The organism is Propionivibrio pelophilus DSM 12018 (genome assembly GCF_059569095.1).
On sequence record NZ_JCANUT010000036.1, the window covers coordinates 1 to 20,805 of the forward strand.

Consider the following 20,805-nt stretch of genomic DNA (forward strand, 5'->3'; position numbering starts at 1 on the left):
TGCTGACTTCTCGCTCCGTGGTCCCACGTCGCCCTTTCAGGCACAAGGCGAGATCTCCCCGGGTAAGAACGCACTCCTTCTCTGCACAACCGCCGGATCTACGCCGCTTCGTCTTGATCACGAGAGCTTCGCGGTCCTTTGCCCGCTCGCCCTGCTCGGCAGCGCCTTCTATCCGGTTCTTGTCCATCGGCTCGCAGATTACGATCCACGCTTCCTTCCCACGCTCGGTCACCCTCGCGCAGTTGCGCTTCACTTCGTTCGCTGTGATCAACTTACGGCGGGACTTGCACCCGCAGAAGTGCGCCCGTGCCGGGCGCACAAAAAAAAACGGCAGGCCTAAATTGCCTGCCGTTTTTTGAAAAACCTTGCCGACTTGCCAGTATTACGCCGGCTGTCAGCACCAAAGCGTCAGTCCGGCTTGATTCCAGTCCGCTCGATGACTGCCGCCCAGTTCGCCGTTTCACTCTTCAGCAATGCCGCGAACTGTTCCACGGAACCGCCGGCCGTCTCGGCACCAGCGACCAGCAGCTTCTTCTGCACATCGGGCAACGCGAGGATTTCCCCGATTTCCTTGTTCAGACGCTGCACGACATCCTTCGGCGTCCCGGCCGGCGCCATGAAGCCATTCCAGGTAGTTGCGTCAAAGCCGGGGAAGCCCTGCTCGGCGACCGTCGGCAGATCCGGCAGCGCGGCCGAACGCTTGGCATTGGACACCGCGATCAGCTTCACCTTTCCATCGCGAACCAGCGGCTGCACGTTCGACAGTGCCGAGAAAAGCACTTGCACATCGCCGCGCCCCAAGGCCAGCGATGCCGCCGGACCGCCGGTGAACGGGATATGCAGCAGGAAAGTATCGCTCTTCATCTTGAGCATTTCCATCGCCAGATGCGACAGCGAGCCATTGCCCACAGAGGCGTAATCGATCTTGCCCGGACGGCTCTTGGCCAGCGCGATCAGCGCCTTCAGCGAATCGACCTTGAGATCGGAACGCACGGCCAGGACGTTCGGCTGTGTCACCGCCAGGATGATCGGCAGCAGATCACGCTGCGGGTCGTACGGGAGTTTCGGGAACATCGCGGGCGCAACGGTTACGGGACCGTTGTAGGCCAGGAAGAAGGTGTGGCCGTCGCGCGACTTGACGACGGCATCGGCACCGATCGTGCCACCGGCACCGCCCTTGTTCTCCACGATCACCGTCTGCCCGAGCCGACCACCAAGCTGCTCCGCGACGATCCGGGCCACGACATCGACCGAGCTGCCCGCCGGCGTGGGCACTACCACGCGAACCGTCTGTGTCGGCCAGCTTGCCGCATGGACGGTCAGGGCCGTCAGCGTGGCCAGCAGTGACACCAGAACCCGACAAATACCTTTCATCATTCCCCTCCGCACTTATTGACGTTGATCAAAGTCACACTAAAAGAAGTGCGCCAGTCTACCACCGCGCCACCACTGTCATGAACGAAAAGCTGGGAAAGAGAAGAGGGGGAAGTCGGCCGATAAGCCGGGTTCTGTCGTGGGCAACCATTCCTCTAGGCGCACTGTCGCCAGTACGCTCGAGCAGCCTACCCGGAAGCAACGCGAGCCACGCCATGCGCTTCCCTATTTGGCCTTGCTTCGGATGGGGTTTGCCGTGCCGTCCGTGTTACCACGTCCGCGGTGAGCTCTTACCTCGCCGTTTCACCCTTGCCTGTGCCCGCAGTCGCCTGCATTGGGCCATCGGCGGTCTGTTCTCTGTGGCACTTTCCGTCACCTCGCGGTGCCCGGTCGTTAACCGGCATCCTGCTCTGTGAAGCCCGGACTTTCCTCCCCGCGCCGAAGCGCGCAGCGGTTGCCTGGCCGACTTCCGGCGGCGATTATACGCTGTCGGAGCGCTCTCCGTTCAGTTTGTCGGCGCTGCCTCCGGCGAAGACGATGCTGGCTTCTTCGCCGGCGTAAAAACCAGCGCGCCGCTCTTCATTTCGAACACGCCCATCAACTCGCCCAGCCCTGTATCGGGTTCCTTGTCGAGCCGCGCGAAGCCTTCGCAGGTGCGGGTCTCGACCACGAACATGCGGCCGTTCTGACGAAGAATCCAGGCGTCGTTGCCGGGAGAGTACACCTCGACCTTCGCCGTCAGTGCGGCCTCGGGCATGGCGTGCCGGCGCTGGCAGTCGGGCATCCGCGAAGCGACGACGGAGTACTTGGCCTGGCTTTCCCAGGGCATGCCGGTGATCCGGATGAGGCTCAAGGAGTGCGCGCTGCCGCGGATCTCGAAAGTCGCCCGCAGGTCGCTGCACGCGGCGAGCAGGGGCAGAAGCACGACAGGCAGGTAACGAACGAAACGCACGGCTATTCTCCCGTTGAGAGTCGCACCACGGCAATCAGCCGACGAGTTTCCACGCGACCGTTTCACCGGCGCGCAACGGCACCAGTTCCTCTCCAGTCCCATAGGGCAGTCCAGCCGGCACGGCGCTGGTTTGCCGTTCCAGCGTCACCGTACCGGTGTTGCGCGGCAGGCGATAGAAATCCGGGCCGTTGAAGCTGGCGAAAGACTCGAGGCAATCCAGCGCTCCGGCAGCATCGAACGCCTCGGCGTACAACTCGAGCGCGGTCAACGCCGTGTAGCACCCGGCGCAACCGCAGGACGCTTCCTTGGTGTGGCGGGCGTGCGGCGCCGAGTCCGTCCCGAGGAAGAACTTAGGACTTCCCGATATTGCCGCGGTAACCAGTGCCTGACGATGCGTTTCCCGCTTGAGCACCGGCAGGCAGTAGTAATGCGGCCGGACGCCGCCGACGAGGAGCGAATTGCGGTTGTAGAGCAGGTGATGCGCGGTGATCGTCGCGGCGACGTTGCTCCCGGCCGAAGCTACGTAGTCGGCCGCGGCCTTGGTGGTGATGTGCTCGAACACCACGCGCAGGCCAGGCCGCCGCGCCAGCAACGGCTGCAACACGGTGTCGATGAAGATGTTCTCGCGATCGAAGATGTCGATGGCCGGATCGGTCACTTCTCCGTGCATCAGCAACGGCATTCCGGCCTTTTCCATTTCCGCCAGCACCGCGTCGCATTTCGCCAGATCGGTAACCCCGGCGTCGGAGTTCGTCGTCGCGCCAGCGGGGTAAAGCTTGACCGCCTTGACGAAGCCGCTGTCCACCGCGCGCCGGATTTCGTCCGCCGGCGTGTTATCGGTCAGGTACAGGGTCATCAGCGGCTCGAAATCCGACCCGGCCGGCAAGGCCGCCAGGATGCGCTGCCGGTAGTCGGCCGCCATGGCCACGGTCGTTACCGGCGGCCGGAGATTGGGCATGATGATGGCGCGGGCGAACTGGCGCGCGCTGTGCGGCAGGACGGCCTGCAACGCGGCACCGTCGCGCAGGTGCAAGTGCCAGTCGTCGGGGCGGGTGAAGGTGATCTGCATGGTTTCGATTCCGTACGGGACCGGCGAATTCTAGATGAAAAGGACGACGGGAAGCGCGCTCACTCCATCGCCCCCCGCCGATCCAGCCAGCGGAGCAAGGTGGAAAACAGCAATTCCGGGTCAAAGGGCTTGACCAGAAAATCGTTCATTCCGGCCTGGAGGCAGAGAGCCTTGTCCTCGGTAAAGGCATTGGCTGTCACGGCGACGATGGGCACCGAAGCGCCATCGGGCCGCGCGCGGATCGCCCGGGTCGCATCGAGGCCATCCATGACCGGCATCTGCACGTCCATGAGGAGCAACGCGTAGCCCCTCGCTTCATACTGTGCAAGCGCCTGCCGACCGTCCTCGGCGAGATCGACGACGAGACCGCTGCCGGCGAGCGTCAGCCGCGCCACGTCGCGATTCATCGGATCGTCATCAACAACCAGGATCCGCTTGCCGGCGTGGCGTTGCCGCAGGAAATTCTCCGCACTGACCGCCGCTTGCCGCGCCGGGGCATCAGCATTCGCCCGCGTACCGACGTAACGACGCAGCTGCGCGGTAAACCAGAAGATGCTGCCGCGCCCCAACTGACTTTCCAACCCCGCCTCACCGCCCATCAGCCGGGCAAAGTGACGGGTAATGGCCAGACCCAGTCCGGTGCCGCCGTAACGCCGGGTCGTCGAGTTGTCGGCCTGTTCGAAGGCACCGAAAAGGCGCGGAATGGCGTCGGGCGCCACGCCGACGCCCTGATCCTCGACTTCGAAACGCGCGAGGACGGTCTGCTCACCCTCCTCCACAGGGTAGGCACGCAAGGTGACCATGCCGGCGTCGCTGAACTTGATGGCGTTGATCGTGTAGTTGATCAAGGCCTGACGCAGCCGGGTCGAATCGCCAAGCAACGGCGCGTCAAATCCGTCCACTCGGGTTTCCAGAACGAGCCCCTTGCCCTCCGCCCGCTCGGCCATGATCGAGCGCACGTTACCGATCAGTTCGGCGACATCAATCGGCACTTCGTCGAGCTCGAATTTGCCAGCCTCGATCTTCGACAGATCGAGAATGTTGTTGATGATGCTCAGCAAATGCGCGCCGGCAGTGTCGATTTTTTCGAGGTGTTCGGCCTGCCGGGGCGTGATGCCTTCCCGGCGCAGGATGCTGGCCATGCCGAGGATGGCATTCATCGGCGTGCGTATCTCGTGGCTCATGTTCGACAAAAAGGCACTTTTGGCCAGATTGGCGGCGTCCGCCGCCTCCTTCGCCCCGAGCAATTCAGCCGTCCGCTCGGCCACCGCGATTTCCAGACGATCACGCTGGGCGGCCAACCATTCGTCGCGCAGCCGGATCTGCTCGAGCATCGCGTTGAAACCGGCGCCAAGCCGGTTCAGTTCGACGACCGCAGACGCCTCGGCGCGCAGGCTGTAGTCCTGCTTCTGCGAAACATCGTCCATCAGTCGATTCAGACGATCGAGCGGCCGCAGAACGGAAGTACTCAACCTGACGACCATCCAGCGCGCGAAGAGATGCGCCACGGCCGCGGCCAGCAGGATCACCAGCACCTGCCAACCCAGCATGCGGAACACCGGCGCCAGATCGACGTCGACCAGCAGAATCCCTACCGGCTCACCCCCTTGGGCGACGGGTTCGGCGATGCGAATGGACCGTAACCGGTAGAACACGGCCGCATCTGACTGCGCAAGCGTCTCCGGAACAACGACATCGGAGACGCCTCTCCTGGCGAAAAGCATCCCATCGCGGTCATAGAGCGCACCGGCGGAAACATTGGGGGAGTGCAGCAAGGATGCGAGCAGTTCATCGGCCGCGCGCCTGTCACCGAAGAGCAGCGCCGCCCCCGCATTCTCCGCCATGACCTTGGCGGAAGACTGATGGTCGACGACGAGCGCACGCAAGTTGAGAAAAAAGCCGCTGGCGACCACGACCAGCGCGACGATTGCCAAGGCGGCAGCCAGCGCCGTCTGGTTGATTTTCCGCAGGCGCTCGATCAGGCTGACCGATCCGGGAGCAAATGACGAACACTTCATTACAACTCCGGCCGACGAGACAAAAAAAGAGGGGAAAAACCGAGCCACTCCTTAGGGTATATAGATCAAGCACTTCGATTGCGCCAAGGAAAGCCGTTGAGCACGGCGCAAGGGGACCTCACTCGGACGCATCGGATGAATTCACGTTCTTCCAGGCCAATGCCTGGTCGTACAACTTCTTTTTCCCCGCACCGGTGATTTCATGCGCCAACCGCGCGGCCTGCTTGACCGACAAACCATCGTCGAGCAGCAGCCGCAGCACGCGCTCACCCTCACCGTCATCTTCGGCCGGAAGCGCCCCCGACACCATCAGCACGAACTCGCCGCGCTGCCGATTCGCATCGCCCTGCAACCACGCGAGCGCCTCGCCAAGCGGGCAAGAATGGATCGTCTCGAACAGTTTGGTCAATTCGCGCGCGAGAACCAGCGTGCGCTCCGATCCGAGCACCAACGCTAAGGCCGCGACGGTCTCCAGGATGCGATGCGGCGCTTCGTAGAACACCAAGGCGTATGGCAAGGCAGCCAACGAACGCAGCGCCTCTTCGCGCTGACGCACCTTGGCGGGAAGAAAACCGTAGAACAGAAAATGCGGCTCGACGAGCCCGGCGGCAGACAGCGCCGTAACCGCCGCACATGGCCCTGGCAACGGAACGACGCGATAGCCGGCCGCGCGCACGCGCGCCACAACTCGGGCGCCAGGATCTGAAATCCCCGGTGTTCCTGCGTCGGAGACCAGCGCAACCAACTCCCCCTCGCGCAACCGCGAGAGAATCTGCCCGGCGGCCGACTCCTCGTTATGCTCGTGCGCCGCCAGCATGCGGGCGGTGATGCCGAAATGTTTGAGCAAGGGGGCCGAGTGCCGTGTATCTTCCGCAGCCACCCAGGCGACCTGCCGAAGCATCTCGAGCGAACGCGGACTCATGTCACCGAGATTTCCGAGCGGCGTCGGGACTACATATAATGCGGGCGATTCTTCCGTCATGGCGAGCATTCTTTCGATGGCCGACAACGATACCACGACCAACACGGGGCAACAGGCCGAAGCCCTCGCCGCGGGTTTTCTGAAGAAACACGGCCTGACCGTCGTGACGAACAACTTCCGGTGCCGCGGCGGCGAGATCGACCTGATCTGCCGCGAGGGAAAAACGCTGGTTTTCGCCGAAGTCCGCCTGCGTCGAAATGCGAATTTCGGTGGCGCCGGCGCGAGCATCACCGCGCGCAAGCAACAGCGGATCATCCTCGCCGCCCAGCACTATCTTGCGGCCAAAAATGCGGCGACCAGCGATTGCCGGTTCGATTGCCTGCTGCTCGACCGCCTCGACGAACGATGCATCGAGTGGATCCGGGATGCGTTCTCCGCCGACTAGCCGGGGTGCGCAATCGCCGACCGCTGCCGCCGAAGATTCCGCGCTTGTAGTGCTAGACTAGCCGCCTGTTATTTTGACCCGCTAACCCCATGGACCTGATTTCCCGCATCAGCCAGCATTTCACCGATAGCGCACAAACCAAACTCGATGCCATCGAGATGCTGGCCGCACCAATCGCCGGCGCCACCGAAATGATGGTCGGCGCGCTGATCAACAACGGCAAGATCCTCGCCTGCGGCAACGGCGGCTCCGCGGCCGACGCGCAGCATTTCGCCGCGGAACTTGTCGGCCGCTTCGAGATGGAACGCCAGGGCCTGGCAGCCATCGCCCTGACCACCGACTCGTCGATCATGACCGCCGTCGCCAACGACTATGGCTACAACGCGGTGTTCGAGAAACAGGTGCGCGCACTCGGCCAACCGGGGGACATCCTGCTGGCCATTTCCACCTCGGGCAACTCGCCGAGCGTCATCGAGGCGATCCGCGCCGCCCACGACAACGACCTGCATGTCGTCGCGCTGACCGGCAAAGGCGGCGGTGAAATCGGCGCACTGTTGCGTGATTCGGATGTCCACCTCTGCGTGCCATCGGACCGGACGGCACGTATTCAGGAGGTACACCTGCTGGCCATCCACTGCCTGTGTGATGGGATTGATTGCCTGCTTTTAGGAGTTGAGGAATGAAAAGGAATCTGCTTGCCGCACTGCTCATCGGAGCCGCCACCCTCCCGGCCCTGCAAGGCTGCTTCCCGGCGGTTGTCGCCGGCGTCGGCACGGGCGTCAGCGCGACGATCGACCGCCGCACGCTGGGAACGCAAACGGAAGACGAAGCCATCGAATGGAAGGCCAGTTCGCGCGTTGGCGACAAACTCAGGGACCGCGGCCATTTCAATTTCACCAGCTACAACCGGCAGGTGCTGCTGAGCGGCGAGGTTGCCTCCGACGAGATCAAGGCCGACGCCGAACGAATCGTCGCTGCAATCCCGAACGTCCGCGGCGTGTTCAACGAACTGGTCGTCGGCGGATCGTCGTCACTGACGGCACGCAGCGGTGATGCCTACACCACGTCGAAAGTGAAGGCTCGCTTCGTCGACGCCGGAAAATTCAATCCGATGCACGTCAAGGTCGTCACCGAAGCGGGCAGCGTCTTCCTGATGGGACTGGTCACTCAGGCGGAAGCCGACGCAGCCATCCAGGTCACCCGGACGACGTCCGGCGTCCGGCGAGTTGTGCCGTTGATGGAAATCATCACCCCGGCGAAGGCTCGGGAGCTGGACGTTTCGCAATCGAACAACGCAACCCAACAGTGATGAGCAGCCATCCTGCTCCTGCCTTTGAAACAAAAATCGTCGCGCCGGCAGACCTGGCCGACCGACTCGCTCAACTGCCGCGCCCGCTGGTGTTCACAAACGGCTGTTTCGACATTCTGCATCGCGGCCACGTGACCCTGCTGGCACAGGCGCGCGCCCTCGGCGAATCGATGATCGTCGCGCTCAACACCGACACCTCGGTAAAACGCCTCGGCAAGGGCGACGACCGGCCGGTCAACACCCTGGCCGACCGCCTGGCGGTGATGGCCTCGCTCGAGTGCGTGTCGCTGGTCACCTGGTTCGACGAGGACACGCCGATCGAACGCATCCGCGACTGCCGCCCCGACGTGCTGGTCAAGGGCGGCGACTGGCCGGTGGAAAAAATCGTCGGAAATACGGAAGTCAGCGGCTGGGGCGGCACGGTCGTATCGATTCCCTTCATCCACCAGAAATCGACGACGGCGCTGCTGGAGAAAATTCGCCGGTTGTAACCCACGTCCGTCATTCCGGCTTTCGCCAGTGTGACGGACGCAACGAAGATCGGCTACGCAATCGCCTCCGCATCCCGGCGCATCGACGCGATATCCGCCGCGTCGAGCACGACATCGCCGCCCTTGGCGTTGTCCTCGATCTGGTCGAGCTTGCGCGCGCCGCACAAGACGTTGACGTTGTCCCCGTTGCCCTGCGCCGCGGTCCAGCCGATCACCAGTTGGGTCATCGTGCAACCGTACTTCTTGCACAACGGTGCCCATTTTTCGCTCAGCGCTGCAATTTTCGGCAGATTCTCCGGCTCGAACCACTTGACCCGGCTGCGCGCCATGCCCATGTGCACCTGCGAGGCGTCCTTGATCTTGCCGCTGAGGATGCCACGCTCCAGCGGCGAATAGGCCTGGAAGGTCACGCCATGCTGGCCGCAGAGATCGAACAGGCGATCGCCGACGCCGCGGTCGAGCATGCTGAACTTTTCCTGAATCAGGTCGAGCTGCCCGGCGGCGACGTATTCCATGAACTGCTCGTTGCTCAGGTTGGACGCGCCGATCGCACGAATCTTGCCCTGCTCCTTGAGCTTCAGGAGATAGCCCATCGTGTCGGCGATCGGGCAGGGAAACTCCGGAAGTTCCTGCCAGTGCACGATGTAGATGTCGATGTAGTCGGTCTGCAAACGGCGCAGGCTCATTTCGACCTCCTCGGCCAGCCGCTCGGGGCGGGTATTGCGCACGATGCGCACGCCGTCGCGCTCCATCATGAAACCGCCTTCCTCGATGTCCCAGCGCAAGCCGCACTTGGTCGACAGCACGTAGTCACCACGCCGCCCGGCCAGTGCCTTGCCGACCACCTCCTCGCTGTGCCCGAGCCCGTAGGCGGGCGCCGTATCGAGCAGGGTGACCCCCAGTTCCCGCGCGCGGTGAATCGTGCGAATCGACTCCGCGTCGTCGCTCTGGCCCCACATCGCATCGCCGCCGATGGCCCAAGCGCCGATGCCGACAACGGACGCTTCAATCCCTGACTTCCCGATTTTCATTGTGCGCATGATGAGTTCCTCTCTGGTCGAAAGCATGCATTATCTGCCCAATCGTCGGACTGCGTCAGGCCCGCCCCCTGAGGTAGGATGACGTCTCGTTCCCCAACCGACACAGGAGAAACCATGCTTTTCAGACACAGTACCGAGATGACCACCCAGCAAAACCAGGCCATGCGCGGCGGCAAGGGGACGGTTACCGTCAAACACGTCCTCAACCCCGACGAACTGTTCGGCAACGGCCGCCTGTTCGCCCAACTCACCGTCCCACCGGGCGCCTCGGTCGGCCTGCACAAGCACGAGGGCGAAGCAGAAACCTACCTGATCCTGCAAGGTCAGGGCCGGTACTACAACAATGACGAGAGCTACGACATCGCCGCGGGCGACATGGCACGCGTGGACGACGGCGACAGCCACGGGATCGAGAACACGGGTGAGACGCCGCTCGTGTTGATCGGCCTCATTCTCTTCTCCCACAACAAAGCCAACTGAAATGACAGACCTGCCCCACACCACGATTCCGTTGCCGCCGCCGCAGACCGAAGGCGGACTCCCGCTGATGAACGCCATCCGGGCGCGCCAGTCCTCCCGCGAATTCTCCGACCGGCCGATCTCACGGCAACTGCTGTCCAACCTGCTATGGGCGGCGATCGGACTCAGCCACCCGGAACGGGGCGGCCTGACCGTCCCGAACGCCCGCAGCCGCAGGGAAGTCGACGTATTCGTGATCACTGCGGAGGGCACCTATTGCTACGATATCGACAGTCATGCGCTGAAAAGCATCGTGACCGGCGACATCCGCGCGCTTGCCGGCAAGCAGGATTTCGTCGCCACGGCACCGCTCAACCTCGTCTACGTCGCCGATTACGCCCGGATGCCCGACCTGAACACGGAACAGCAACTGGTCTACAGTTCGACGGATGTCGGCTTCAGCGCGCAGAACGTCTATCTCTTCTGCGCCTCGACCGGACTGGCCACGGTGGTTCGCGGCTCGATCGACCGCGAGGCCCTCGGACAAGCCCTCAGTCTGACTCCGCAGCAACGCATCATCCTTGGTCAGAGCGTGGGCCATCCCGCGCCTTAAGGAAAGCCGGCAAGCTCCCTTGCCGACAATCCAGAATGCATTTCCGGATTTTCCCGCACCAGAACAGCGCACTAGGGAAAACAAGGCAACCCCTTTGGCATAATTTTTATTATTATCATCAATAGGTTACAATAGCACCTCTGGCCAGTACCGAAAAGCACCATCCCTTTCAAACAGCCCAGTGTTAGCGCCGCATATCAGCGGCTACAACTGCACTGCAGAATAGGAGAACTATCGGATGACTAAACTTCCCTTCCGTTTCACCTCGGCCATCGCTGCGACGCTTCTGGTCGCAGCAGTCTCAAGCGCCAACGCCGAATGCGGACGTGTCACCATCGCAAGCATGAACTGGCAATCTGCCGAGGTTCTTGCCGCCATCGACGGAATCGTGCTCACCAAAGGCTACGGTTGCGATGTCGAAATCGTGCCTGGCGACACCATGCCGACCCTGACCGCCATGATGGAAAAAGGGCAACCTGATGTCGCGCCGGAAGCCTGGATCGACGCTGTCAGGGAACCGCTCGACGCAGCCGTCAAGGAAGGGCGTCTGCATTATGCAGCGCACTCACTGAAGGATGGTGGCATCGAGGGCTGGTGGATTCCCAAGTACCTCGCCGACGCGCACCCGGAAATCAAGACCATCGACGACGCGCTGTCCCACCCGGAGCTGTTCCCCTTCGCCGATGACAAGAAGAAGGGCGCCGTGCACAACTGCCCGGCCGGCTGGAACTGCCAGATTTCCACGGCCAATGCCTTCAAGGCGTGGAAGGCCGAGGAAAAGGGCTTTGTCCTGGTCGACACCGGCTCCGCTGCCGGACTGGATGGCTCGATCGCCAAGGCCAACGAACGCAAGGAAAACTGGCTCGGCTACTACTGGTCGCCGACGGCCATTCTCGGCAAGTACGAGATGGTCAAGCTGGACGCCGGTGTGCCGCATGACAAGGCGAAGTGGAGCGCCTGCAACTCGAAGGCCGACTGTGCCAATCCGGAGAAGAACGACTGGGCCAAGGCCGAGGTCGTCACGGTGATCACGGACGAGTTCAAGAAAGCCGGCGGGCCCGCGGTCGATTATGTGAATACCCGTAGCTGGGACAACGCCACCGTCAATGAACTGCTGTCCTGGATGCAGAACAACCAGGCCAACGGCGAGGACGGTGCCATCCACTTCCTGAAGAACTACCCCCACGTCTGGACCCCCTGGGTCACTCCCGAGATCGCCGCGCGGATCAAGGCCGGCCTCTAGGAAACGCGCAGGCACGCGCCTGCGCGCCGACCCTGTTTTCCATTAATCCAGAATCCGGCTCGCGGGTTGCGCCAATTCCCGGCTCAACCCGCTGTACCGGAGATATTTCCGTGGGGGCTTCATGCCATTACCCAGCGACTTCCCGTCGATGAACTCCGATACGTTGCGCCAGCTCAGGCGCTTCGTCGACATGGAATTCCGTTCCTTCACCCGTGAATACGGCGGCATGCTCGAAAAGCTGTTCGAGCCGCTCGGCGACTTCCTGCTCTTTTCCGAACGGCTGCTCACCCAGTCGCCTTGGCCGATGGTAATGGCAGCGATCCTTTTCGCGGTCTGGGTCACTTCGCGCTCGCTGAAGATCGTTATCGGAACCACCGCCACCCTGCTCCTGATCGGCTACTTCGGCATGTGGCAGGACACCATGCGCACGCTGGCGATGATTGTGGCCAGTACATTGACCGCACTCACGCTCGGTCTGCCGATCGGCATCGTGATGAGCCGATCCGACCGGCTGCAGCGCTGGCTGACCCCGGCACTGGACGTCATGCAGACCATGCCGAGTTTCGTCTATCTCATCCCCGTGGTGATGATTCTCGGCATCGGCCGCGTTCCCGGCCTGCTGGCCGTCGTCGTTTACGCCATCCCGCCAATCATCCGTTTCACCAACCTGGGCATCCGCCTGGTGGCCAAGGATGTCCTCGAAGCCGCCGAAGCCTTCGGCGCCAACGGCCTGCAGAAACTTTTCCAGGTACAACTTCCGCTCGCTCTGCCGACGATCATGGGCGGCGTAAACCAGACCATCATGATGGCCCTGTCGATGGTGGTCATCGCTTCGATGATCGGCGTACCCGGCCTCGGGCAGCCGGTGCTGAAAGCCATTTCGAACCAGTACTTCACGCAGGGCGTCCTGAACGGCCTGGCGATTGTCGGCATCGCCATCGTTTTCGACCGCGCATCGCAGGCCTACGGCAAACGCCTGCAGCGCCATCTGGAGGCAACACATGAATAGCGCTGCCACCACCACACCCACCGCATCGACCGAGACGCCCCAGGTCGGAATATCGCTGCGCAACCTGTACAAGATCTTCGGTCCGACGCCGGAGAAATTCATCGACGCCGTCCGCGCCGGCATGACCAAGCAGGAACTCCTGGACAAGCACAACCATGTCCTCGGCCTGCGCGACGTCAACATCGACATGCGGCCGGGCGGCATCCAGGTCGTCATGGGCCTGTCCGGTTCCGGAAAAAGCACGTTGATCCGGCACATCAACCGCCTGATCGAACCCACCGCGGGCGAGATCTCGGTCGGCGACGTCAATGTTCTCGAATTGGGATCGAGGGCGTTGCGGAAATTCCGCGGCGAAATGACATCAATGGTGTTCCAGAAATTCGCGCTGTTTCCGCACTACACGATCCTGGAAAATACCGAGTACGGACTGCGCGTCAAGGGCATATCGCGCAAGAAGCGGCACGAGGAGGCCATGCGCTGGATCGAGCGCGTCGGACTGAGCGGGTATGAGAAAAAATACCCGAATCAGCTCTCGGGCGGTATGCAGCAGCGCGTCGGCCTGGCCCGCGCACTGGCTAACGAAACCCCGATCCTGCTGATGGACGAAGCGTTCTCCGCACTCGACCCGCTGATCCGCACCGACATGCAGACGATCCTGCTCGACCTCCAGCAGGACCTGGGAAAGACGATCGTGTTCATCACTCACGACCTTGACGAAGCGTTGCGTCTCGGCGACCGGATCGCCATCCTGCGCGACGGCGAGGTGATCCAGCAAGGCACCGGACAGGAAATCATCCTCTCCCCCGCCGACGCCTATATCGCCAACTTCGTCAAGAACGTCAATCGCGGACGCGTCATCCGTTGCCGCGCCCTTGCCCAGCCGGGAGAGGCCATCGACGGCCCCAATCTGAATGCCAACACGGTCCTCGAGGACGCGGCAAGGATCATGAACGCCGAGGGCAAGGATCAAGCCAATGTGGTTACGAAGCGCGGCCGCCTGATCGGCACGGTGGCGCTCAGCGCCATCATCGGCGCGATGATCCCGCCCCAGGATCCACCTCAAGATCCGCCGCAGGATCCGGGGAGCTGAAAGAAAGGGGCGCCGTAGCGCCCCTTTTTCTATCCGTGCATTACTTGCGTTACGCCAGCTTCTGCCCCACCCAGCCGCTCACAGATTCCAGCGCCTGCGGCAATTTTTCGGGTTGCGTGCCGCCCGCCTGGGCCATGTCCGGCCGACCGCCGCCCTTGCCGCCAACCTGCTGGGCGACGAAGTTGACCAGTTCGCCGGCCTTGATCTTGCCGGTCAGGTCCGCGGTCACCCCGGCAATCAGGGTCACCTTGCCGCCACCGGTCGAGGCCAGCACCACGGCGGCGCTCTTGAGCTTGTCGCGCAGCTTGTCCATGGTCGAGCGCAAGGCGTTGACGTCGGCATCGTCCAGGGCGGCCGCCAACACCTTCACCCCATTGACGTCAACCGCCCGACCGACGAGTGCGTCGCCCTGCGCGGCGACCTGCTTGCTCTTGAGCAACGCCAGTTCGCGTTCGAGCTGACGCACCTGATCGAGGATCGAATAAACCCGCGCCTGCACGTCGCCGGGCTGCACCTTGAGCGTGCCGGCGACGCCCCCGAGCGCCGTCTCCATGCCCTGCATGTAGGCCAGCGCCACGTCGCCGGTAATCGCCTCGACACGCCGAATGCCGGCCGCCACACCACCTTCGGCGACGATGGTAAACAGGCCGATGTCGCCGGTGCGGTGGACGTGCGTCCCGCCGCAGAGTTCGCGCGAGGCGCCGATGTCGATCACGCGCACCTCGTCGCCGTATTTCTCGCCGAACAGCATCATCGCACCGAGCTTCTGGGCCTCGGCGATCGGCATCACGCGATGCTGGCAGTCGGCATTCTCCAGGATCTCCGCATTGACGAGATTCTCGATGCGGTGAATCTCGTCATCGCTCAACGGCTGGTTATGCACGAAGTCGAAACGCGTCTTCTCCGAATCGACCTGCGAGCCTTTCTGCTGTACGTGGTCGCCGAGCACCTCACGCAACGCCTTGTGCAGCAGATGCGTCGCCGAGTGATTGCGCATGGTGCGCTTGCGCGCCACCACGTCGACCTTGGCGGCCACTTCGTCACCGACTTTCAGGCTGCCGGTTTTCAGCACCCCCTGGTGCCCGAACACGGCCGCCTGGATCTTTTGCGTATCTTCGACGGCAAAGATTCCCTGCGCCGATTGCAGCACACCGCGGTCGCCGACCTGACCGCCGGATTCCGCATAGAAAGGCGTTTCATCGAGAACGACCGTCCCGGTTTCGCCTTCGGCCAGTTCGCTGACAGGAGACCCTTCCTTGTACAGGGCCAGCACCGTGCCCCGGGTCTCCAGTGTCTCGTAACCGTGGAACGCTGTCTCCGGACCGCTGTATTCGAGGGCGGCGGACATCTTGAACTTGCCTGCCGCACGAGCCTGTTCCTTCTGCCGATTCATCGCCGCCTCGAAGCCGGCCGAGTCGACCGTCACCCCACGCTCGCGGCAGATATCCGCGGTCAGGTCGAGCGGGAAGCCGAAGGTGTCGTGCAGCTTGAAAGCGGTTTCGCCGTTGAACACGCCCTTGCCATCCATTGCAGTCAGTTCGCCTTCGAGGATCGCCATGCCGTGCTCGATGGTCGCGAAGAAGCGGTCCTCCTCCTGCTTCAGCACTTCGGTGACGCGCTTCTCGCCGCTGACCAGTTCCGGATAGGCGCTGCCCATTTCGGCAACGAGGTCGGGCACCATGCGATGGAAGAACGCGGCGCGGGCGCCGAGCTTGTAGCCGTGGCGGATGGCGCGGCGGATGATGCGGCGCAACACGTAGCCGCGCCCCTCGTTGCCGGGGATAACACCGTCGGCGATCAGGAAGGAGCAGGCACGGATGTGGTCGGCCAGCACGCGCAGCGACGGGCTGTTCATGTCGGCGTCGCACGTTTCACGCGCGGCGGCCTTGATCAGGTTCTGGAAGAGGTCGATCTCATAGTTGCTATGCACGTGCTGCAGCACGGCGGCAATCCGTTCGAGCCCCATCCCCGTATCGACCGAGGGCTTGGGCAGCGGATGCATGATGCCTGCCTCGTCGCGGTTGAACTGCATGAACACGTTGTTCCAGATCTCGATGTAGCGATCGCCATCCTCGTCGGGAGAGCCCGGAGGGCCGCCGGGGATGTGTTCGCCATGATCGTAGAAAATTTCCGAGCACGGGCCGCACGGGCCAGTGTCACCCATCATCCAGAAATTGTCTGACGCGTAGCGGGCACCCTTGTTGTCGCCGATACGGATGCAGCGCTCGGCCGGCACGCCGATTTCCTTGGTCCAGATATTGTAGGCTTCGTCGTCCTCGGCGTAGACGGTAGTCCACAGCCGGTCCTTGGGCAGCTTGAAGACTTCGGTCAGCAGTTCCCAGGCGTAATGGATCGCGTCACGCTTGAAGTAGTCGCCGAACGAGAAGTTGCCGAGCATCTCGAAGAAGGTGTGGTGACGCGCCGTGTAGCCGACGTTCTCCAGGTCGTTGTGCTTCCCGCCGGCGCGCACGCACTTCTGCGAGGTGGTGGCACGGTTGTAGGGCCGCTTGTCGAAGCCGAGGAACACGTCCTTGAACTGGTTCATCCCGGCATTGGTGAACAGCAGGGTCGGATCGTCATGCGGCACGAGCGAACTCGAGGCCACGATCTGGTGCCCCTTCGACTCGAAGAATTTGAGGAATGTCTCGCGAATTTCGGCGCTTTTCATTGGTGTCGATCCCGGTCAAGGGCGGTTTTCAAGAGCCGGAGATTCTAGCACCGAACGCTGCCACATCCGACCATTGCCAGCCGGGCTGCCACAGCTAAGCCGCGGAATGCGCAACAAAAAACCCGCCGAGGCGGGCTTCTTGTTCTCTACGGGAGCTGCGGCGATCAGCGGACCGCTTTCACCCGGGCAATGACCGTCTTCAATACCGCGTTGCCGCGCTGCACGGCGTTGTCCAGCGCTTCCTTCGCCGGCTTGCGGTTGGCCCAGACGAACTCCAGTTCTTCTTCGACGATCCGGCGCACGGATTCGACCTGCGAGACCCGCACCACCGGCGCCGCCGCCTTGCCCTTCAACTGCTCGAGCGCCACCTGCAAGCCGTCGAGATCACCTTTCTTCAACCGGCTTTCCGCCGACGTGCGCGCCACGCTGGTCATCGGCAGGAAGCCCCCCGCCAGCGTCATGCCAATCTGCACCTCGGGGCCGTAGACGTAGTTGATGAACTTCGCCACGCCCTTCGTCTCTGCCGGCTTCAGGCCGCCGGCAACCCACAGCGACGCGCCGTCAGCCAGCGTGTTCTGCGGCGCTCCACGCACATCGTCGTGATAGGGCAAGGACGACACGCCCACTTCGAACGAGGTTTTGTCGGACAGCGACGCATAGAGCGACGAGGAGCTGGTCAGCATGCCGCACTCGCCGTTGGCAAAGCGGCGATCGGCCTCGTCGCGACGACCGAAATAGCTGAAGTAGTTGCTCTTGTACCAGGTCGCCATCATCGCCACGTGCTTGATCTGCAGCAGGCCGTTGAACGCCAGCCCGCCCTTCGCGTCATTGACGTCGGCACCGTTCCAGGCACTGATGTTGTCGATCAGGATCCACGCCGGCCACGACGTGGTGTAGGCACACTCGCTGCCGGCCGCTACCAGTTTCCCGGCCGCATCCTGTGTATCGGCCCAGGTTTTGGGCGGTGACTCGGGATCGAGACCGGCTTTGCGGAAGGCATCCTTGTTGATGTACAGCACCGGAGTCGAAAAAGCGACCGGCAAGGCATACAACTGCCCCTTGCGGTCGACCAGGCTATCGCGCAACTCGGGGGCCAGCTTGGACGAATCCAGCGACACCTTGGCCTCGCGCATGACCTGATGCAACGGTTTGAAACTCGCCTTGTTCTCCATGAACCGCGCGTACTCGTCGCGCGTCACCAGGTTGATCTGGCGCGGCGCATCACCCTCGGCCCGCCGCACCAGCGTCACCTGCACATCCTTGTGCTGCGCGTTGAACTTGTCGACCAGCGGCTCCAGGCGCTCGGCCTGCACCTCATCGAGACGATGCGACAAGGCGATCGTCACCGGCTCGACGGGCTTCACCGCCTTTGCCGGAGCAGCCAAAACCGGCAGCACCGCAACGGCGCCGCCCACCAGAAAGAGCCATCTGGAAAAGAAAGACATGCATCCCCCCAAGGGACAAAAAAACTGGAGATGGATTATAGACTTAGAAGCGCTGCCGGGCATCAACATGGATCAACTCAGTCGATTTATGGTAGAAATGCCGATTATTTCAACCATTCCTCGGTGCGAACTTGCCAGAGAAGCTGCTGATTTTTTTGGGAAAAATTCTCCTTCTGGGCGTCCTGACGGTTTCGCTGCCGGCGTGTGACGTCATCCAGCAGGAGCTGGGCATCGAGGATCCGGCCGCCAAGGCCGAGCGTGCCGACGCGGAAGGCCGGGCGGTTGGCGGCGCCTGCCGCCAGTCGGGTCGGGCCATCGAAGACTGCTATTCCATCTACGCCTGGCTGCCCAAGGCCTCGATCTACGAGGGCTGGCGCGACATGGACGCCTACATGCGCGAGAACAAGCTGGAGACGATCGCGCCGCAACTTCCGCCACCGCAACCGCCAACGACCAGAAAACGGCCGGCGCCTAAAGCTGCGGCAGAAAAGAGCTGAGCGCCGCCCGGCGCAGACGCCCCGGCATCCGTCCAATGAATTTCGACAGTCCCCTCCCCGCCGAACCCTTCTTTATCCTTGAAGAATGCCGCAACCTGTTCGTCAGACGGCTGGAAGAAATCGCGCAACAAAGCGGCATCCCCCAGGCACAGATTCTCGACGCGATGAGCCGCGATGCCGCCGAAGCCCACGACGAACTGGCTGCGGAAACATCCCCGGAAGGGTTCGACCAGACCGCCGGGCTGACGGCATCGCGCATCTCCCTGGTCGGCAACGACGACCTCGAAATCGACATCCGCATCGGCGAGATCGCCAGCCACCTCCGCGACGACGAACGCATCGACCACTGGCGCGTGCAACTGCGCTACATGAGTCTGCTGCAACGCCCGACGATGCCAACCGAACAGAACCCGCTCGGCATGGAACCGATCCGCCGCGCCCTGTGGGCGATCTGTCGTGCGGGCGGCGGCAGCCTCGAGCAACGATTCGGTTGCCTCGACAACCTCGAGGAAACACTCAAGCTGCGCCTGCCCGGGGTCTACGCCGAACTGAACCAGCTGCTGGAAAGCAAAGGCGTCCGCCCGGCACAGAACCAGTTGATCCGCCAGCCTTCCGCGCGCAGCGCGGCCAGCGCCTTGCCGACCAACCCGCTGGCCATGTTGCAATCGACGATGCGACAACAGCGCGGAGAACATCCTCCGGTCGGCGGCGCAGCATTGGGAGGCACGAACGCCGGCACCGGCGGAAACGCCGTTCTCGACGCTTCTGCGATGGTCATGCTCAACCACCTGATCGAGCGGATGAATGCCATCGAGTTGCAGCAGACCGCCGGAAAGACGTTGCAGGAAACTGCGGCCGGGCCTGGCGCTTCGCTCCCGAACCTGCTTCGCTCGAAGGATTTCGACCTCGCCCCGGGACAACCGACCGCCATCGTGCTCGACACCCTGGCGCTCATCTTCGAGCCCATCTACGCCTCGCCGGACCTCCCCGATTTCGTCAAGTCGCTGCTCGGTCGCCTGCAGATTCCGCTGCTCCGGCAAGCCATGCTTGACGCCGAGTTCTTCACCAATGAACAGCATCCCGCGCGACGGTTGATCAACCGTATCGCCGATGCGTCTCTCGGTTTGCCGACCGATGCACCACGCGACCATCCCGTCTGCGTCCACCTTGCGCGGATCGTGGACATCGCCCGGGCCGACCTGGAGGGAAAGGCGAGCGATCTGGCGCCGCTCCTCACACGACTCGATCTCATCGTCGGCAAGCGCGACGAGGCCATACACAAGGCGACCCGCCCGCTGGTTGAGCTGATTCAGCGCCACGAGCGCAAGGAGATGGCGCGATCCAGCGCAGAAGACTGGCTGACAAAAGCGCTCCCCAAAGTTACCAGCCCGGCCTTTTCCGATTTCCTGTCCAGCCATTGGCTGCGCGTAATGACCACCGCCTTCGCGGAAGGTGGCAGCGATGGCAACGCCTGGAAGGATGCCGAATCGACCATCGAATACCTGCTGTGGAGCATCCAGCCGAAACAGACGCCCGAGGACAGGCAAAAGCTGACCACCGGAATCCCGGCACTGCTCAGGAAGATCAACTTCTGGCTGGACCACATTGCGCTTCCGCACGAAGAACGGAAGGCCTTTCTCGACGCCTGCTTCACCCTGCAGACGGCAGCCCTGCGTGGACGAGCCGCCGATGAAATGCCTCCTCCGCCGCTGACCGCCCGGCCAACCGGGAGAGCGAACACCGCGCCCCCGGCCCAGCCCTGCCTGCTTGAAGCCGACCGTCACCAGGTGCATTACCACGCCACCCGGGTCACAAGCACCGCACCGCAGCAATCCGGCTCGATGACCGCGAGGACCGGCGACTGGCTGAACTACACCCTGCCCGACGGAAAGCAACTGGCCGGAACCTGTTGCTGGCAGGATCCGCAAACACGGACCGTGCTGCTGTTCGCCCCGAGCAATCGGCACGCGCTGGCCGTGTCGCAAGAAGCCATCGACGCGCAACTGAGCGCGGGACAAGCACGCCGGCTGTCGGGCACGGCCCTGTTCGACGCGGCCGCCCAACGCGCACTGCAACAACTCCGGGGCGGATAGCCCCCTGCCCCGGCAATTCGCCCATTGCGCCTCGACAGCCGGCACCGCGTCGAACGGTGTATAATCCC

At 62.9% G+C, this 20,805-nt stretch carries 21 protein-coding genes and 1 other RNA gene; 12 read left to right on the forward strand and 10 right to left on the reverse strand.

Annotation, left to right across the window (positions count from 1 at the left end; all coding sequences use genetic code 11):
• The 7 genes from BO74_RS14030 to rsmI all read right to left on the reverse strand — a co-directional run.
• A partial coding sequence (locus BO74_RS14030) for a hypothetical protein (RefSeq protein ID WP_496443002.1) occupies positions 1-253 on the reverse strand: 253 nt, incomplete at its 3' end.
• Between the two features lie 155 nt (positions 254-408).
• Positions 409-1,374 carry a Bug family tripartite tricarboxylate transporter substrate binding protein gene (locus tag BO74_RS14035; protein WP_496443003.1) on the reverse strand — a complete coding sequence of 322 codons (966 nt, stop codon included), beginning with the start codon at positions 1,372-1,374 and terminating at the stop codon, positions 409-411.
• 107 nt (positions 1,375-1,481) lie between these two features.
• An RNA gene (gene rnpB, locus BO74_RS14040) (RNase P RNA component class A) lies at positions 1,482-1,844 on the reverse strand.
• Between the two features lie 35 nt (positions 1,845-1,879).
• Positions 1,880-2,326: a hypothetical protein gene (locus BO74_RS14045; RefSeq protein ID WP_496443004.1), complete on the reverse strand. Its 447-nt coding sequence runs from the start codon at positions 2,324-2,326 to the stop codon at positions 1,880-1,882.
• Between the two features lie 34 nt (positions 2,327-2,360).
• The gene (gene pyrC, locus BO74_RS14050) at positions 2,361-3,395 is read right to left on the reverse strand and encodes a dihydroorotase (RefSeq protein WP_496443005.1); all 1,035 of its coding nucleotides are present in this window, start codon (positions 3,393-3,395) and stop codon (positions 2,361-2,363) included.
• A 59-nt stretch (positions 3,396-3,454) separates the two neighbouring features.
• Positions 3,455-5,413 (reverse strand): response regulator, encoded by a 1,959-nt coding sequence (locus BO74_RS14055; RefSeq protein WP_496443006.1) that lies wholly within the window; start codon positions 5,411-5,413, stop codon positions 3,455-3,457.
• A gap of 118 nt (positions 5,414-5,531) precedes the next feature.
• Positions 5,532-6,335 carry a 16S rRNA (cytidine(1402)-2'-O)-methyltransferase gene (gene rsmI / locus BO74_RS14060; protein WP_496443007.1) on the reverse strand — a complete coding sequence of 268 codons (804 nt, stop codon included), beginning with the start codon at positions 6,333-6,335 and terminating at the stop codon, positions 5,532-5,534.
• Between the two features lie 58 nt (positions 6,336-6,393).
• On the opposite strand from rsmI, the gene BO74_RS14065 reads away from it, so the two are divergent.
• The 4 genes from BO74_RS14065 (at position 6,394) to rfaE2 (ending at position 8,580) form a co-directional block, all read left to right on the forward strand.
• Positions 6,394-6,780, forward strand: a complete 387-nt coding sequence (locus BO74_RS14065) for a YraN family protein (protein WP_496443008.1) — start codon at positions 6,394-6,396, stop codon at positions 6,778-6,780.
• An 89-nt stretch (positions 6,781-6,869) separates the two neighbouring features.
• Positions 6,870-7,463, forward strand: a complete 594-nt coding sequence (locus BO74_RS14070) for a phosphoheptose isomerase (protein ID WP_496443009.1) — start codon at positions 6,870-6,872, stop codon at positions 7,461-7,463.
• Positions 7,460-8,089, forward strand: a complete 630-nt coding sequence (locus BO74_RS14075; protein WP_496443010.1) for a BON domain-containing protein — start codon at positions 7,460-7,462, stop codon at positions 8,087-8,089. Before BO74_RS14070 ends, BO74_RS14075 begins: the two co-directional genes overlap by 4 nt.
• Entirely contained in the window at positions 8,089-8,580 is a 492-nt protein-coding gene (rfaE2, locus tag BO74_RS14080; RefSeq protein WP_496443011.1) for a D-glycero-beta-D-manno-heptose 1-phosphate adenylyltransferase, read from the forward strand. Before BO74_RS14075 ends, rfaE2 begins: the two co-directional genes overlap by 1 nt.
• A 53-nt stretch (positions 8,581-8,633) precedes the next feature.
• Here rfaE2 and BO74_RS14085 read toward each other — a convergent pair whose 3' ends face one another.
• Complete coding sequence (locus BO74_RS14085; RefSeq protein ID WP_496443012.1) at positions 8,634-9,620, reverse strand: aldo/keto reductase; 987 nt, start codon at positions 9,618-9,620, stop codon at positions 8,634-8,636.
• A 114-nt stretch (positions 9,621-9,734) separates the two neighbouring features.
• Between BO74_RS14085 and BO74_RS14090 the strand changes: the two genes are divergently transcribed.
• The 5 genes from BO74_RS14090 (at position 9,735) to BO74_RS14110 (ending at position 14,034) form a co-directional block, all read left to right on the forward strand.
• Positions 9,735-10,100: a cupin domain-containing protein gene (locus BO74_RS14090; RefSeq protein ID WP_496443013.1), complete on the forward strand. Its 366-nt coding sequence runs from the start codon at positions 9,735-9,737 to the stop codon at positions 10,098-10,100.
• A 1-nt stretch (position 10,101) separates the two neighbouring features.
• Positions 10,102-10,692 carry a nitroreductase family protein gene (locus tag BO74_RS14095; protein WP_496443014.1) on the forward strand — a complete coding sequence of 197 codons (591 nt, stop codon included), beginning with the start codon at positions 10,102-10,104 and terminating at the stop codon, positions 10,690-10,692.
• Positions 10,693-10,930: 238 nt separating this feature from the next.
• Complete coding sequence (locus BO74_RS14100) at positions 10,931-11,935, forward strand: ABC transporter substrate-binding protein (protein ID WP_496443015.1); 1,005 nt, start codon at positions 10,931-10,933, stop codon at positions 11,933-11,935.
• A 121-nt stretch (positions 11,936-12,056) separates the two neighbouring features.
• Complete coding sequence (locus tag BO74_RS14105; RefSeq protein WP_496443016.1) at positions 12,057-12,944, forward strand: ABC transporter permease; 888 nt, start codon at positions 12,057-12,059, stop codon at positions 12,942-12,944.
• A complete protein-coding gene (locus tag BO74_RS14110) occupies positions 12,937-14,034 on the forward strand; it encodes a quaternary amine ABC transporter ATP-binding protein (RefSeq protein ID WP_496443017.1) in 1,098 nt (365 codons plus the stop codon). Before BO74_RS14105 ends, BO74_RS14110 begins: the two co-directional genes overlap by 8 nt.
• Before the next feature lie 49 nt (positions 14,035-14,083).
• Here BO74_RS14110 and alaS read toward each other — a convergent pair whose 3' ends face one another.
• Entirely contained in the window at positions 14,084-16,702 is a 2,619-nt protein-coding gene (gene alaS / locus BO74_RS14115) for an alanine--tRNA ligase (protein WP_496443018.1), read from the reverse strand.
• A gap of 164 nt (positions 16,703-16,866) precedes the next feature.
• Entirely contained in the window at positions 16,867-18,147 is a 1,281-nt protein-coding gene (locus tag BO74_RS14120; RefSeq protein WP_496443019.1) for an extracellular solute-binding protein, read from the reverse strand.
• On the opposite strand from BO74_RS14120, the gene BO74_RS14125 reads away from it, so the two are divergent.
• The 3 genes from BO74_RS14125 to BO74_RS14135 are packed head-to-tail and all read left to right on the forward strand — an operon-like array spanning position 18,146 to position 20,737.
• Positions 18,146-18,355 (forward strand): hypothetical protein, encoded by a 210-nt coding sequence (locus tag BO74_RS14125; RefSeq protein WP_496443020.1) that lies wholly within the window; start codon positions 18,146-18,148, stop codon positions 18,353-18,355. The genes BO74_RS14120 and BO74_RS14125 overlap by 2 nt on opposite strands.
• Complete coding sequence (locus BO74_RS14130) at positions 18,303-18,644, forward strand: hypothetical protein (RefSeq protein ID WP_496443021.1); 342 nt, start codon at positions 18,303-18,305, stop codon at positions 18,642-18,644. The genes BO74_RS14125 and BO74_RS14130 overlap by 53 nt, the downstream gene beginning before the upstream one ends.
• 35 nt (positions 18,645-18,679) lie before the next feature.
• A complete protein-coding gene (locus BO74_RS14135; RefSeq protein WP_496443022.1) occupies positions 18,680-20,737 on the forward strand; it encodes a DUF1631 family protein in 2,058 nt (685 codons plus the stop codon).
• The last annotated feature ends 68 nt before the right edge of the window (positions 20,738-20,805 follow it).

Coding starts and splice junctions, on each gene's coding strand:
- BO74_RS14035 (WP_496443003.1), bottom strand. CDS start 1,374: ATGAAAGGTATTTGTCGGGTTCTGGTGTCACTGCTGGCCACGCTGACG.
- pyrC (WP_496443005.1), bottom strand. CDS start 3,395: ATGCAGATCACCTTCACCCGCCCCGACGACTGGCACTTGCACCTGCGC.
- BO74_RS14055 (WP_496443006.1), bottom strand. CDS start 5,413: ATGAAGTGTTCGTCATTTGCTCCCGGATCGGTCAGCCTGATCGAGCGC.
- rsmI (WP_496443007.1), bottom strand. CDS start 6,335: ATGAGTCCGCGTTCGCTCGAGATGCTTCGGCAGGTCGCCTGGGTGGCT.
- BO74_RS14065 (WP_496443008.1), top strand. CDS start 6,394: ATGGCGAGCATTCTTTCGATGGCCGACAACGATACCACGACCAACACG.
- BO74_RS14070 (WP_496443009.1), top strand. CDS start 6,870: ATGGACCTGATTTCCCGCATCAGCCAGCATTTCACCGATAGCGCACAA.
- BO74_RS14075 (WP_496443010.1), top strand. CDS start 7,460: ATGAAAAGGAATCTGCTTGCCGCACTGCTCATCGGAGCCGCCACCCTC.
- rfaE2 (WP_496443011.1), top strand. CDS start 8,089: ATGAGCAGCCATCCTGCTCCTGCCTTTGAAACAAAAATCGTCGCGCCG.
- BO74_RS14085 (WP_496443012.1), bottom strand. CDS start 9,620: ATGCGCACAATGAAAATCGGGAAGTCAGGGATTGAAGCGTCCGTTGTC.
- BO74_RS14090 (WP_496443013.1), top strand. CDS start 9,735: ATGCTTTTCAGACACAGTACCGAGATGACCACCCAGCAAAACCAGGCC.
- BO74_RS14095 (WP_496443014.1), top strand. CDS start 10,102: ATGACAGACCTGCCCCACACCACGATTCCGTTGCCGCCGCCGCAGACC.
- BO74_RS14100 (WP_496443015.1), top strand. CDS start 10,931: ATGACTAAACTTCCCTTCCGTTTCACCTCGGCCATCGCTGCGACGCTT.
- BO74_RS14105 (WP_496443016.1), top strand. CDS start 12,057: ATGCCATTACCCAGCGACTTCCCGTCGATGAACTCCGATACGTTGCGC.
- BO74_RS14110 (WP_496443017.1), top strand. CDS start 12,937: ATGAATAGCGCTGCCACCACCACACCCACCGCATCGACCGAGACGCCC.
- alaS (WP_496443018.1), bottom strand. CDS start 16,702: ATGAAAAGCGCCGAAATTCGCGAGACATTCCTCAAATTCTTCGAGTCG.
- BO74_RS14125 (WP_496443020.1), top strand. CDS start 18,146: ATGCATCCCCCCAAGGGACAAAAAAACTGGAGATGGATTATAGACTTA.
- BO74_RS14120 (WP_496443019.1), bottom strand. CDS start 18,147: ATGTCTTTCTTTTCCAGATGGCTCTTTCTGGTGGGCGGCGCCGTTGCG.
- BO74_RS14135 (WP_496443022.1), top strand. CDS start 18,680: ATGAATTTCGACAGTCCCCTCCCCGCCGAACCCTTCTTTATCCTTGAA.